The organism is uncultured Algimonas sp. (genome assembly GCF_947498175.1).
Taxonomy (GTDB): domain Bacteria; phylum Pseudomonadota; class Alphaproteobacteria; order Caulobacterales; family Maricaulaceae; genus Litorimonas.
The window spans coordinates 1-12135 of record NZ_CANMJB010000013.1; the positions used below are offsets into that span (position 1 = coordinate 1).

Here is a 12135-nt window from a genome sequence, read left to right on the forward strand (position 1 = left end):
CCCGGTCGCACGTGGAGGCGTGCGCGATGATCGGAGGCCAGAGGCCATGGACCACGCATGACGCACCTTGCACGACACCCGCCCCGATCTCACCCATCCCCACTAGCCCTCACCCCGGACTTGATCCGGGGTCCATCACCCAGCCCGCGCGGCCAGCCTGGCGGTCTTGCGATGGATCCCGGGTCGAGCCCGGGATGAGGGAGAGAGGCGGGAGCACGCGAGGCGGACACGGACGAAAACCAAACCGTCGTCCCCGGCCCTACCGCCGGGGTCCGCTCTCGACACCGCTTACGAGACGAGGGAGAGGATGAACAGCGATCCGACGCGAACGAGAGCCGCCTTCCCTTCCCCGGCCCGCCCCGCTAGACATGCGCGAATGTCCTTCAACACATTCGGCCGTCTTTTCCGTGTCACGACCTGGGGCGAATCGCACGGGCCGGCGATCGGCTGCGTCATCGACGGCTGCCCGCCGCGCATCGCCCTGTCCGAAGGCGACATCCAACCCTTCCTCGACGCGCGACGGCCCGGCACGTCGCGCTTCGTCACACAGCGCAAGGAACCCGACCGGGTGACGATCCTGTCGGGCGTGTTCGAGGGCCTGACGACCGGCACGCCGATCAGCCTGATGATCGAGAACACGGATCAGCGATCGCGCGACTATTCCGACATCAAGGACCGCTACCGTCCCGGTCATGCGGACTACACCTACGACGCCAAATACGGCCACCGGGACTATCGCGGCGGCGGGCGGTCCAGCGCGCGGGAAACCGCGATGCGCGTGGCGGCCGGAGCGGTCGCGCGCAAGATTGTCGCCCAAGCCGAACAAGGACGCGTGACGATCCGCGGCGCGGTCGTGTCCATCGGCGACCGGGACATCGACCGGGACCGCTGGGACTGGGGCTCGACGACGGCCAACCCTTTCTGGTGTCCCGATCCGGTTGCGGCGAAGGACTGGGAAACCTATCTGGACGGCATCCGCAAGAGCGGCGATTCCGTGGGCGCGATCGTCGAGGTCCAGGCGGACGGCGTGCCGGCCGGATGGGGCGCGCCGGTCTATGCCAAGCTCGATGCGGAGATCGCCGCCGGGCTGATGAGCATCAACGCCGCCAAGGGGGTCGAGATCGGCGACGGGTTCACGGCCGGACGCGCGCGCGGCACCGACAATGCAGACGAGATGCGCATCGACGACGACGGCAGGATCGACTTCCTCGCCAACCATTCCGGGGGCATCCAGGGCGGGATCAGCAATGGCAACACGGTCACGGCACGTCTGGCGATCAAGCCGACCTCCTCCATGCTCACCCCGACCCGTTCGGTGACTGCGCGCGGGCAAGAGGTCGAGGTCGTCACCAAGGGCCGCCACGACCCTTGCGTCGGATTGCGCGCCGTGCCCGTCGCCGAAGCCATGCTCGCCTGCGCGTTGGCGGATGCCTTCCTGATGCACCGCGCGCAAGTGGGAGGCTAAGGTGTATAGAATCGACCGCGAGACAAATTCCGTCACTCCGCTTGATGCTCGGCGCTTCGGCGAGCTTGATTTCCGCGAACGCGATCATGTGCAAATCTGGATCGAGAAACATCCGGAAATACTTGGAGAAGAACTTCTCGTAATTCAGAAAGAGTTCGACGGTTGGAGCGAGGCTTCCGAACGGCTCGATCTTCTTGCGCTCGACAAGAGCGGACATATCGTCGTCATCGAGAACAAGTTGGACGACTCCGGACGGGACACGGTCTGGCAAGCCATGAAGTATGCTGCATATTGCTCAACCCTGACCAAAAAGCAGATCGTAGGCATCTATGCGCGATACCTTCGGGGCGAGTCGCCGGTAGAAACGGCCGCAGCCAACATAGTGGAGTTTTTGGAAGCCGGATCAATCGACGAGATTACGCTAAATCCGAGCAATCAGCAGAGGATGATCCTAACAGCGCGGAGTTTCCGTACCGAGGTAACGGCCACATGCCTTTGGTTGATCGGTAACGATATTAACATAAAATGCATTGAGCTGCGTCCATTTCAGGATGGTGAGGCGCTGTATCTTTCAGCTGGTCAGGTCATTCCTCCCCCAAAGACTGAGGAGTTTATGGTCGGAGTCGGTGTAAAGGAAAAAGCCGAAGCTTCTCAATCGAGACAGGCGACGGAATGGATGCTTGAACGAAAAGAGTTTTTTACGAAACTATTATCGAATTTGTCCGAAGCCGCTGCCGAAATGTACGCCAACCGCACACCTGGCAGCGAATATTGGGTTGGAGGATCTAGCGGCACGTCTGGCTTTCATTTTTACTTTCACCTCCTCACGGATCGTGTCCGCGTCGAGTTTGCTTGCGAACGCACCAGAGAGGAAAGTAAATATGTCTATGACCAGTTGGAGAATGACCGGAACGAGATTGACCGGTATTTGACTTATCCTGTGTTGTGGAAACGACTAGATCAAGGAAAAGCCAGCAAAATCCAGCTTGAGAAGATTGCGGACATGACAAACCATGAAAATTGGCCGGGTGCATTGGCGTGGCTTGACACAAGCATGAATGCACTGATTGCTGCTTTTCAGCCACGCATAAAACCGATTACGCAGTCGCCCGGTTTTATCGCAGCCGGGCGTTCTGAAGCTGAAATTGAAAACATCTAGTCATGCTCAATCTCCTCCTCATCCTGCTCGCCATCGTGGGCCTGCTGGCGCTCGTGGCCTTCGTCGTCAGCCGCCGCCTGTCAGGCACGGATCTGCGGGCGTTCGATGCCGCGCCGCCGCTCTACCGCGACACCGATCCGCAAAGCGAAGGCCTCGCCAAGGTGAACGATTATCTGGTCGAGAATTTCGTCAAGCCCGCACAGGCCGGCGCCAATAAATTCGGGGCCAAGACCGGTTGGGAGCACAAGCGCGAGCGGTTCGACCGGGCCGGGCTGGCGCGGACCGATCTGGTGGCAGACTATCGCGACGACGCGGTCGAGATGGACGGGCTGCGCGTGCCCGGGCGCTGGACGCTGTTGCCCGGGCACGACCCGGACCGGCGCATCCTCTATCTGCATGGCGGAGCCTTCACGGTCGGGTCCGACGTGTCCCACCGGCCAATCACCTGGAACCTGGCGACGCGCACGGGCTGCGCCGTGTTCGCGCCCAACTACCGGCTGATGCCGGAGAACACGCGGCGGGACGCGATCGCGGACGCGCGGGCCGCCTATCGCTGGATCCTGGAGCATGGGCCGGACGGTCCCGGCCCGGCCGAGGCGCTGGGCGTGGCGGGAGACAGCGCGGGCGGCAACCTCGCCCTGATGCTGATCAACTGGGCGCGCGACGCCGGGCTGCGCCCGCCCGACGCGGCCTATGCCCTCTCCCCGTCCGTGGACAGCACCGCCGCGTCGCCGACCTTCAAGGCCAATCTGGAGACCGACCTGATGCTGCAGCCGCTGCTGCGCCCGTTGGTCAAGGTGCCGCGTCCGCTCTTGCTGATGGGAATGCGCCGGTCGATCGACATGAACCCGTCCCATCCGGATGTCAGCCCCGTCTTCGCCAACCTGTCCGACCTGCCGCCCACGCTCGTCCAGGCCAGCCGGGACGAGATGCTCCATGGCGACGCGGTGCGCTGGGTGAACAAGGCGCGCGCCGCCGGGTCTCTGGCCGAGCTGCAGAGCTGGTCGCACATGCCGCACGTCTTCCAGATCTTCGACGACGTTTTGCCCGAGGCGCATGACGCGCTGGACGCGGCCGCGGACTTCCTTCGGACGCACGGCGTGGTGGCACGGGTCCGGTCCGCGTCTTGAACCCGGGATGAACGCCTGGCTCAGGGCCGCTTCAAAGGGCGGGACCTAGAGACATCTCATCGGCCCGGGAATCAGCCCGCGCGGTCGAGCTAACCAGGAGATGTTTCGATGACCCTGAAACAGACATTCAAATCCCTGGCCGTCGCATCCGTGGCCGCCGCCGCTTTCACCCTGCCGGCCGCCGCGTCGGCCAATGGGCACTACAAGAAATGCGAAGACACAGGCACGTCGGTCGCCGGGGGGCTGGTCGGCGGCACGCTGGGAGCCGTGATCGGCGAGGAGATCGCGGGACGGGGCAGCAACACCGAAGGCGCCATTGCGGGCGCCATCGTCGGGGGCATCCTCGGCGCGGCCGTCGGCGACAGCGTCAGCGACTGCGAGAAGGACGGCCATATCTACCGCGACGGCCGGATCATCGGATCCTATCCGCAGGATGCCGGCTTCCGCGATGCGCAATACCGTCATCGCGACCGCTATCGCGACAATCGCTACCGGGGCCGCCATTACGACCGGCGCGACTATCGCTACACGAACCGCGAGCACGGCCGCGACCTACAACGCATCGACCGCCGCATGAACCGGTTGCGTGCGGAGCGGCGCGAGCTGAAGGACCGCCGCCGCTGGGAGCGCGGTCGCTGGATCGACCGCCGCCTAGCCGACATCGCCTGGGAGCTGGACCGGCTGAAAGACGAACGCCGCCGGGTCAAGCGGGCCTGGGACAACCGGCGCGATCCTTATCGCCAGCGCCGCAATGTGCGCCACTACGATTACGACGATTGATCGCGCATCGGGAACCTGCGCGGCGGCGGTCCATCCCATTTGCCGCCCGCTGCGCATCGGGGGAGCCCCGGCCATCGGCCGGGGCTTTTCAATGCCCGGTCGAATTAAGCCGGGGTTCAGTCATGGTTCATCTCGGCCCTGCTTATGGGAACGTGGCGCGTATTAATCAGTTGTTAAGACAGATAGAGCGGGTGCCGGGGGGCCGGATACCTTTGCCATCGCACAAGGAGACCGACCCATGATCAAATATCTCACCACCGTCGCCGCGCTCGGGGCCATCACTTTCGCGCCCGGACTCGCCCAGGCGCAATACTATCAGCCGCAGCCGCAGCCGCAGGGCAACAGCACGCTCGGCGGTCTGATCGGGGCTGGATTGGGCGCCGTCGCGGGCAGCCAGCTGGCCGGCAGCGGCGCGCGCACCGAAGGCTCCGTCATCGGCGCGGTCGTGGGCGGCGTGGCTGGCGCGGCCATTGCGGGCAATCGCGGTCAATCGTACGGCTATCATGGCGGCTATGCGCAGCCAGCCTATTACGGAGCCGGATTCGCACCGGCGCCTCGTCTACGTCACGCCCAGCCGAGCTACTACTCGCAACCGCGCTACTACTCCCAACCGCGCTACTACTCCCAACCCAGCTACTACACCCAGCCGCGCTACAGCTACGCGCAGCCTCGGCGCACTCATTCCTATTACGGCCAACCGCGCGGCACCACGCAAGGCCGCGTGGTCGGCGGCCTGGCAGGCGGGACGCTAGGCGCCGTGATCGGACGCGAAATCGCCGGCAGCGGCAACCGCACCGAAGGCACGGTCATTGGCGGCTTGGTCGGGGGCGTGGCCGGATCGATCATCGGCGACCGTCGCAGCCGACCGCGCAGCTATCACAGCTACACGCAGCCGGTATATCACACGCAGCCCCGTTATCATCACACGCAACCGCGTTACAGCTTCGGCTCATACGGCACCCATAGCGGTCGTCACTATACCGTGCCACGCACCCATGTCGGTACGACCTACAGGATCGGCAGCGGCCATTATGGCAACAGTTTCGGTCGCACCCATGTGGGAACGCACCGTACGAATTGTCCGTACGGCACGGCTGCACGCCGCGACCCATATTCCGGCCGCACAATCTGCGTCAGGCACTAGCCCGGCCCAAGGGCATGAGAAGAAGGCCCGGCATTGCCGGGCCTTGTCCCTTGAACGGACCCGTTAGGACTTGAAGCGGACCTTCGACATGAAGCCGTCATCCACGTCACGACCGGACGGGTTGCCATGGACGGTCACCTGTCCGATGCCGCCCGCATCGGCCTCGATGCTGCGGGTGGCATGAACGTCCATCTCGCCCACGCCGCCCAGCGTGGCATCGACATCGGCACACACCAGATCTTCGGCGTCGATTTCGCCGACCCCGGCCAGTTCGATGCTCAATCTGTCGCAGCGGCCTTCCAGCTCCAGATCGCCCACGACACCCGCGACCGACACGTCCAGATCGCCGCCATCGATCCCCGACACGTCGCCGGTCGCCACGCCGGTGATGTCAAGGGATGACAGGCGCGGCAACGTCACGATCGCCAGGACGGCGCCGTCCTGGTCGTTCTTGACATAGCGTTCTCGGTTCTTCTCCGTCATGTCCAGAACCAGTCGGTTCGCTTCGACGCCAACCCGCAAATGTTGCGCATTCTCGCGGCTGGCTTCCGTCCGGACAGAGAACCGTTCCCCGACGCGGATCTCCAGATCGTAAACGCCGAGTACGACAATTTCGTCGAAGCCGGACAGCTGGTGGCTCGCCTTGACGTCGCGTCGGTCGTCATCCGCGTAAGCGGTGCCCGCAATGAGAAGTGTCGTGGTCGCGGCCGCAGCCCATAAATGTTTCATGTTCGTCTCCTTATCGCTAAACGATAAGTAACGACAAGTGTCGTGTCAAGCCGGAAAGCGTCAAAGCGTCTCCAGGAACCGGTAAGGCTTGCCTTGGGCTTCGCCGAGGATGTCGTCTTCCTGCATCACGATGCGGCCGTCGATCAAGGTGTGGGTCGGCCAGCCCGTGACCTCGCGCCCGTCATAGGGCGTCCAGCCGGACCGGTTGGCCTGATCCGCATCGCTCAGAGTCCGCGTCTGTTTCAGATCGACGATGGTGATGTCCGCGTCGTAGCCCACAGCGAGGCGCCCCTTGCCGACCACACCCCAGACGCGGTTGACGCCGTGGCTGGTCAGGTCGACGAAGCGTTCGAGCGTGAGCGCGCCCTTGCTGACCCAGTCGAGCATCAGAGGCACGAACGTCTGCACTCCCGGCATGCCCGACGGGCTGGCCGGATAGGGCATGGACTTCTCTTCGAGCGTATGGGGGGCGTGGTCCGTTCCCATCACGTCGAAGGTGCCGTTGCGCACGCCTTCCCAGAGGCCCTTCGCATTCTCGCGGTCGCGGATGGGCGGGTTCTGCTGCGCCTTGCCTTCCAACCGCTCGTAAGCCTCCGGCCCGTGGAGCGTCAGATGGTTGGGCAGGATCTCGCAGGTGACGAGGTCCTTGTTGGCCGCTAGCAGGTGCACCTCTTCGGCCGTGGAAATATGCAGCACATGGATGCGCTTGTTCGCCTCGCGCGCCATGCGGATCAGGCGCTCGGTCGAGATGATCGCGGACTCCTTGTCGCGGACATCGGTGTGGGAGGTCCAGTCGCCCTCGCGCGCCAGATGGCGGCGCTCGGCCATGCGCGCTTCATCCTCGGAGTGGAAGCTGGCACGGCGATTGATGCTCTTCAGCACGCGGCGCAAGCCGTCATCGTCGGCGATCAGCAGATCGCCCGTCGACGCGCCCATGAACACTTTCACGCCGCAGCAACCGGGCAACCGTTCGAGTTCGCCCAGATGGTCGGCATTGGCGTGGGTGCCACCGACGTAAAAGGCGTGATTGCAGAACATCCCGCCGTGATCGACCTTCCCCGCCGCCCGGTCGAGCTTGTCCTGGAGCATGGCCGCCGTGGAGGTGGTCGGATTGGTGTTGGGCATTTCGAAAACGCCCGTCACCCCGCCCAACACCGCGCCCATGGAGCCGGTGCACAGGTCTTCCTTGTGGGTCGGGCCGGGTTCGCGGAAATGGACCTGGCTGTCGATCACGCCGGGCAGGACGTGCAGCCCGGTCGCGTCGACGGTTTCGCCCGCGCTGGCCTGTCCCAACTCCCCGATAGCGGCGATTTTGCCGTCGCGGATCCCAACATCGGCGCGCACGCGCCCCGACTGGTTCACGACGGTGCCGCCGCGGATGATCATGTCAAAAGTCTGGGTCATGGACCCGTCTTAGCCGTGCGGCGCGTTTCAGGCTAGGCGGGCGGAACCGTTTTGCGAAACTGACCAGCCCGATCAGCGATAAGGCCGACACGGCCAGCCCGAACAGGGCGGTCAGCCCTTTGTAAAGCCCGCTGCCTGCCTTTCCGGCATGAAGCGGATAGAGCGCATTGAATGCCTCTCGCCCGGCGCCCAGCGACAGCGCGTCTTGCACGACGATACGGTCCGGCGCGAAATGGACATAGCTGCGCCCGTTCGGATGCCATTCGCCGGGCTGTTTCAAGCGCAGGCTGGGCGCACCGCCGTCGCGCGGCCAGATGGCCATACGCGGTGCGGCGTCGGGGAAAGCGCGCTGCGCGCCCGCAAACCCGGCATCCCAGTTCACCGCACCCGACGGGTGCGTCGGCGGCGCGACCGCTTCCGGCCCGCCGAATCGGTCGAACAGGGCGCGGCTTTCCGCTGGAAAGCTGAGCGCCGCGCCCGTCAGCAGCAGAATCAGAACCGGCAGGCATGCGATGACGCCGAGATTGCGGTGCAGCGAGCGGAGCTGGAGCCGCGTCGCCTGCGTGATCTTCAGACCGCGCCGCAGACCCAGCCGCATCGGCCAGACGGCATAGAGGCCGGTCAGCACGAGCACGCTGCCCGCCAGACCGGAAAGACCCGCAACGAGCAGCCCCAGATCGCCCAATAGCAGGCGATGGTGCAAGTCGAACAGCCAATCCTCGAACCGGCCATTCTCGTCCCAGCGCGCGATGACGGCACCCGACGCATCCAGATAGGCCGAGCGGCCAGTCTTCAGATAGGCTTTATGGACCCCAAGATCGTCTGTCGCGAAGACCAGGACGCGCAGCGAGTCCGTGCCGAACGCGTCTTCGGCCGCTTGCGTCGCCGAGATGAGCGCGTCCGGCGAGAGATCCGCAGATGCGGCCGCTTGCGGCAGGGTCGCACGCAGATAGTCGTCCTTGAAGACCAGCAATGTGCCCGTGACCGCGATCAGCAGCAGCAAGGCGGCCAGGACCGCCCCGGTCCAGCCATGAATATCCCGTGCGATCGCGTAGCGGGTCTTCAACTCAGAGACCTCCGGGCATCAGAAGTTTCCGGACCAGCGCAAGGTTATGACGCGGCCGCGTCCGGCATAGATGCGGTCGTCGCGGTTCACGGCACCGGGGACGGACTGGCTGAAATAGGTGATGTAGGCTTTATCCAGCGCGTTTTGCACACCGAATTCGAACCGGCCCGCTGCGTCGGTGCGGTATCCGACAGCCAGATCGACAAGCGTGAAGCCGTCGAAATCCGTGTTCGTCGCCGCGTCGTTGAAGCTGCGGTCGAACAGGGTCTGCGTCTGCGCCCGCAGCTGCCAGCGGTCCGTCGGTTCGAACGAGACCCAGAGATTGAGCCGGTCCGGGCTGATGTTTTCCGCCGTCAGGTCTTCGTCAACGATGCCGTCCCCGTCCTGGTCGGATTGACCTTCCAATGCGGCGAAGGCCGCGCCGAATTTCAGGTCATCGCGCGCTGCATAGGTCGCGGATAGTTCGATGCCCGAAATCTCGGTCGGTTCGCGACGAACTTCGAAAATTCCGGCGGCGTTGGCGACGAGGCGTTGGCCGAAGTCGCTGGTGGACTCAAACCAGCTGCCCTCAATTTGCAAAGGCCCGCGCGAGAACTCCGCCCCGAATTCCAGATTGTCGGCCACAATGGGTTCGACGGAAAGCAGCGTGTCAACCGATTGCCCCGGTGTGCGAACGGCGCGCAGCACGCGGCCGACATCGGGCATGTTGAACCCTTCGGAATAGGCGCCGAACAACGTCAGGCCGTCCACGATTTCGACCGTCGCGCCGATATTGGGCAGGGTTTCGGAAAATGTCGGCGAGCCGCCGGTCACAAACGTCGAACCCGACGAGAATATGGTCGTGAAGTCGCCGACATCCAGTGTCGCATCCTCGTGCCGCAATCCGGCGGACACCATCACGCGGTCGTTCCAGAAGCGGTAGTCGGCCTGGATGAACGGCGCGACGGACGTGAAATCCACTTCCGGTACCCAGAGCCGCCCGGTCTGAACCAACTCCTGAAATGTCAGGTCGCGCAAAAGGTCGAGACCGCCCGTCAGGGTCAGTCCGTCGACGGGCAAGTCGGCATGGGAATAGGTCAGCTTCAGCCCGGTCTTGTCGGAATTGTTGGCGGATTGATCGAATGTGAACCGGCCCGGCGCCTCGAACCCCGTGTTGAAAAAGCCGTTGAAGGTCCCCCCGCCATAGATGGCTTCGAATTCGCGGTGGAAGCCTTGCGCCTGGAAGTCGCCGCCCCACAGGTCCGAGCGCGTGAAATCGATCGACAGGGTCAGCACGTCGTTGGTCGGGGCAAGACCGTCGATGTCGCCTTCGATGGATGTTGCCGGCAGACCGGTCGCACGGTCGCCGTTCACCTTGATCAGATCGCCGTCGCCTTCCAGCTCGAACCAGTTGACAGTCACCTGCAGGCGCGTGTCGGGATCGAAATCGATGCCGGACTTGAAGAACAGGTTGAGCGTGTCGGAATTCTGCACGTCGCCCTGCGCGCCGTCCACGCCGATGGACCGCCCCGCGCCGTCGAAATACTGGCCGCGGCTTTCCTGCGCGACGCCGAACACGAAGTCGGCCGGGCCGATGTCGCGCAGCGCCGTCAGGGCCGCGCGTGTGCCGATGCCGTCGCCGTCGAACCCGTCGCCGGCGGACACGGCCAGTTCGGGCCGGAATTCCCAGCCGTCTGCGCCGCGCGCATCCGCCGTGACATAGTTAATCACACCGCCCGTCGCGCCGACGCCCTGGATCGCATTGGCGCCGTAGAGCACCTCGACCCGCTCCACGACGGCCGGGTCGATGGTGAAGCCGTCGCGCGATCCATTGCGCAGCGGATTGCTCTGCGGCACGCCGTCGATCAGGAAAAGCGGATCTCGGCCGCGAAAGCTCTCCCCGGCCCCGGACAGTTTCTGCCGCGTCGGCGAAAAGCTCGGCACGCGCTGCGACACGATATCTACCAGGCTGGACGAGAACAGCTGCTGGTCGCGGATGTCCTGAATGTCGAAAACGGTTTCGAGACCCGGCAAGGCTTCCGCTGGCACGGCCCGGCGGGTCGCGGTGACGATGATTTCGTCCTCTGCGTCGATGCCGATGTCCGGCACGGGCTGGGCGGCCGCGCTAGACAGGGTCGCGGCGGCGCAGGCGGCGCCCAGGAGTGCCGATCGGGCGATAAACTGGTGTGGAGACATGAGAGCGGACTTGATTGAGAATGATTATCAAACTCCGGCTACGCCTATTGCGAATGATTGGCAACACCAAAGACATCCGCATTTTTGTATCGCCGCCCTGCAGGCCATACGTAGACAGACCATGAGCCCCGAAGCCGTTTCCGACCGCTGGCTGTCATTGCGCTGTTGGCTGCTGCGCACGGTATTGCCGAGTGCGGGCATGCTGCTTGCCACGCTTGCCTTGCTGCGATGGATCGGCCCCAACCGCGTGACGCTTGACCACACGTCGGTCATGGTCGGTTTCGCGGCGCTCTACTTCATCCTGGTTCGCGGCGGCCACATGCTGATGCTGCGCAGCCTGCATGCCGAGCTTATGAAAAAGCACGCCGATGCCTATCGCAGCAAGCTTGCGGGTTTCAGCGAGGGCCGGCTCAGGCGCGGCAATCTCGGCTTCATTCTGGCACGGCTCAAGCGCGACATATTGGTGGAGGCCCGTTCGGCCAAGGACCGCCGCGCGCGCGATCTTTTTCCCGACTAGCCTCAAGTCTTCCCGTTCAGGCCGTCAGTCCAGCACTTCGTAGAGGACGATCATATGGCCGTCAGGATCGACGAATGACATTTCCTTGAAAGTGAACTCCACCCTGCCCGATGTGCGGGTCGTGCTGATTTCGAGGCCGGCAGCGCGGAGCTTGTCTTTGATCTCCGCCAGTCCGGTCACCCCGATGACGACCGTGCTCATATGCGGCGCCGCGCTCGGGCGCGGTAGGTCGACGCCGCTGATTTTCATCAGGCCGAAAACGCGGTCCTCGCCCGGTTCGCCCAGATAGACGTAGCGCATCCGCGCCTCGCGCGGGATCTTGAAGACCGGATAGGAGAAGCTGTCCAGCGCGCTTTCCCCGATGGGCGCATCGTCGAAGCCGAGAATGTCGCGGTAGATGGCAAGCGAGCGGTCCAGATCGGCGACCAGCAGATTGGGTCGCTTGACATGCGGATAGACGAATTCGGTCTGTTTTTCGGTGACGGGCGGCCGGACCTCGGACGGTGCGGTGGCACAGGCTGACAGGATGATGGCGGAGGCGAGGAGAAGCTGTTTCATGGGACCGC

At 64.2% G+C, this 12135-nt stretch carries 11 protein-coding genes; 6 read left to right on the forward strand and 5 right to left on the reverse strand.

The genetic code is table 11. The features are described from left to right. The first annotated feature begins 376 nt into the window (after window positions 1-376). The 5 genes from aroC (at window position 377) to Q0718_RS12660 (ending at window position 5678) form a co-directional block, all read left to right on the forward strand. Complete coding sequence (gene aroC / locus Q0718_RS12640; RefSeq protein WP_298918572.1) at window positions 377-1465, forward strand: chorismate synthase; 1089 nt, start codon at window positions 377-379, stop codon at window positions 1463-1465. A 1-nt stretch (window position 1466) separates the two neighbouring features. After that, window positions 1467-2624 carry a DUF4268 domain-containing protein gene (locus tag Q0718_RS12645; RefSeq protein ID WP_298918575.1) on the forward strand — a complete coding sequence of 386 codons (1158 nt, stop codon included), beginning with the start codon at window positions 1467-1469 and terminating at the stop codon, window positions 2622-2624. Window positions 2625-2626: 2 nt separating this feature from the next. Next, window positions 2627-3754 carry an alpha/beta hydrolase fold domain-containing protein gene (locus tag Q0718_RS12650; RefSeq protein WP_298918578.1) on the forward strand — a complete coding sequence of 376 codons (1128 nt, stop codon included), beginning with the start codon at window positions 2627-2629 and terminating at the stop codon, window positions 3752-3754. Between the two features lie 108 nt (window positions 3755-3862). Further along, window positions 3863-4534 carry a glycine zipper 2TM domain-containing protein gene (locus tag Q0718_RS12655; RefSeq protein WP_298918580.1) on the forward strand — a complete coding sequence of 224 codons (672 nt, stop codon included), beginning with the start codon at window positions 3863-3865 and terminating at the stop codon, window positions 4532-4534. A gap of 238 nt (window positions 4535-4772) precedes the next feature. Then, window positions 4773-5678, forward strand: a complete 906-nt coding sequence (locus Q0718_RS12660; protein ID WP_298918583.1) for a glycine zipper 2TM domain-containing protein — start codon at window positions 4773-4775, stop codon at window positions 5676-5678. Window positions 5679-5741: 63 nt separating this feature from the next. Here Q0718_RS12660 and Q0718_RS12665 read toward each other — a convergent pair whose 3' ends face one another. The 4 genes from Q0718_RS12665 to Q0718_RS12680 are packed head-to-tail and all read right to left on the reverse strand — an operon-like array spanning window position 5742 to window position 11052. Continuing rightward, complete coding sequence (locus Q0718_RS12665; protein ID WP_298918586.1) at window positions 5742-6407, reverse strand: DUF2807 domain-containing protein; 666 nt, start codon at window positions 6405-6407, stop codon at window positions 5742-5744. 60 nt (window positions 6408-6467) lie between these two features. Continuing rightward, entirely contained in the window at window positions 6468-7811 is a 1344-nt protein-coding gene (locus Q0718_RS12670; protein WP_298918589.1) for a dihydroorotase, read from the reverse strand. Then, a complete protein-coding gene (locus Q0718_RS12675) occupies window positions 7795-8877 on the reverse strand; it encodes a PepSY-associated TM helix domain-containing protein (RefSeq protein ID WP_298918591.1) in 1083 nt (360 codons plus the stop codon). The genes Q0718_RS12670 and Q0718_RS12675 overlap by 17 nt, the downstream gene beginning before the upstream one ends. 18 nt (window positions 8878-8895) lie before the next feature. Continuing rightward, window positions 8896-11052, reverse strand: coding sequence for a TonB-dependent receptor (locus Q0718_RS12680; RefSeq protein WP_298918594.1), 2157 nt, complete (start codon window positions 11050-11052; stop codon window positions 8896-8898). Window positions 11053-11173: 121 nt separating this feature from the next. Here Q0718_RS12680 and Q0718_RS12685 point away from each other — a divergent pair, with 121 nt between their 5' ends. Further along, window positions 11174-11569, forward strand: coding sequence for a hypothetical protein (locus Q0718_RS12685; RefSeq protein ID WP_298918597.1), 396 nt, complete (start codon window positions 11174-11176; stop codon window positions 11567-11569). A gap of 24 nt (window positions 11570-11593) precedes the next feature. Here Q0718_RS12685 and Q0718_RS12690 read toward each other — a convergent pair whose 3' ends face one another. Continuing rightward, window positions 11594-12127: a VOC family protein gene (locus tag Q0718_RS12690; protein WP_298918600.1), complete on the reverse strand. Its 534-nt coding sequence runs from the start codon at window positions 12125-12127 to the stop codon at window positions 11594-11596. Window positions 12128-12135: the final 8 nt, after the last annotated feature.

Excerpts from the sequence above, each read along its gene's own strand:
- Q0718_RS12680 (WP_298918594.1), bottom strand. The coding sequence starts at position 11,052 with ATGTCTCCACACCAGTTTATCGCCCGATCGGCACTCCTGGGCGCCGCC.
- Q0718_RS12685 (WP_298918597.1), top strand. The coding sequence starts at position 11,174 with ATGAGCCCCGAAGCCGTTTCCGACCGCTGGCTGTCATTGCGCTGTTGG.
- Q0718_RS12670 (WP_298918589.1), bottom strand. The coding sequence starts at position 7,811 with ATGACCCAGACTTTTGACATGATCATCCGCGGCGGCACCGTCGTGAAC.
- Q0718_RS12650 (WP_298918578.1), top strand. The coding sequence starts at position 2,627 with ATGCTCAATCTCCTCCTCATCCTGCTCGCCATCGTGGGCCTGCTGGCG.
- Q0718_RS12690 (WP_298918600.1), bottom strand. The coding sequence starts at position 12,127 with ATGAAACAGCTTCTCCTCGCCTCCGCCATCATCCTGTCAGCCTGTGCC.
- aroC (WP_298918572.1), top strand. The coding sequence starts at position 377 with ATGTCCTTCAACACATTCGGCCGTCTTTTCCGTGTCACGACCTGGGGC.
- Q0718_RS12665 (WP_298918586.1), bottom strand. The coding sequence starts at position 6,407 with ATGAAACATTTATGGGCTGCGGCCGCGACCACGACACTTCTCATTGCG.
- Q0718_RS12660 (WP_298918583.1), top strand. The coding sequence starts at position 4,773 with ATGATCAAATATCTCACCACCGTCGCCGCGCTCGGGGCCATCACTTTC.
- Q0718_RS12655 (WP_298918580.1), top strand. The coding sequence starts at position 3,863 with ATGACCCTGAAACAGACATTCAAATCCCTGGCCGTCGCATCCGTGGCC.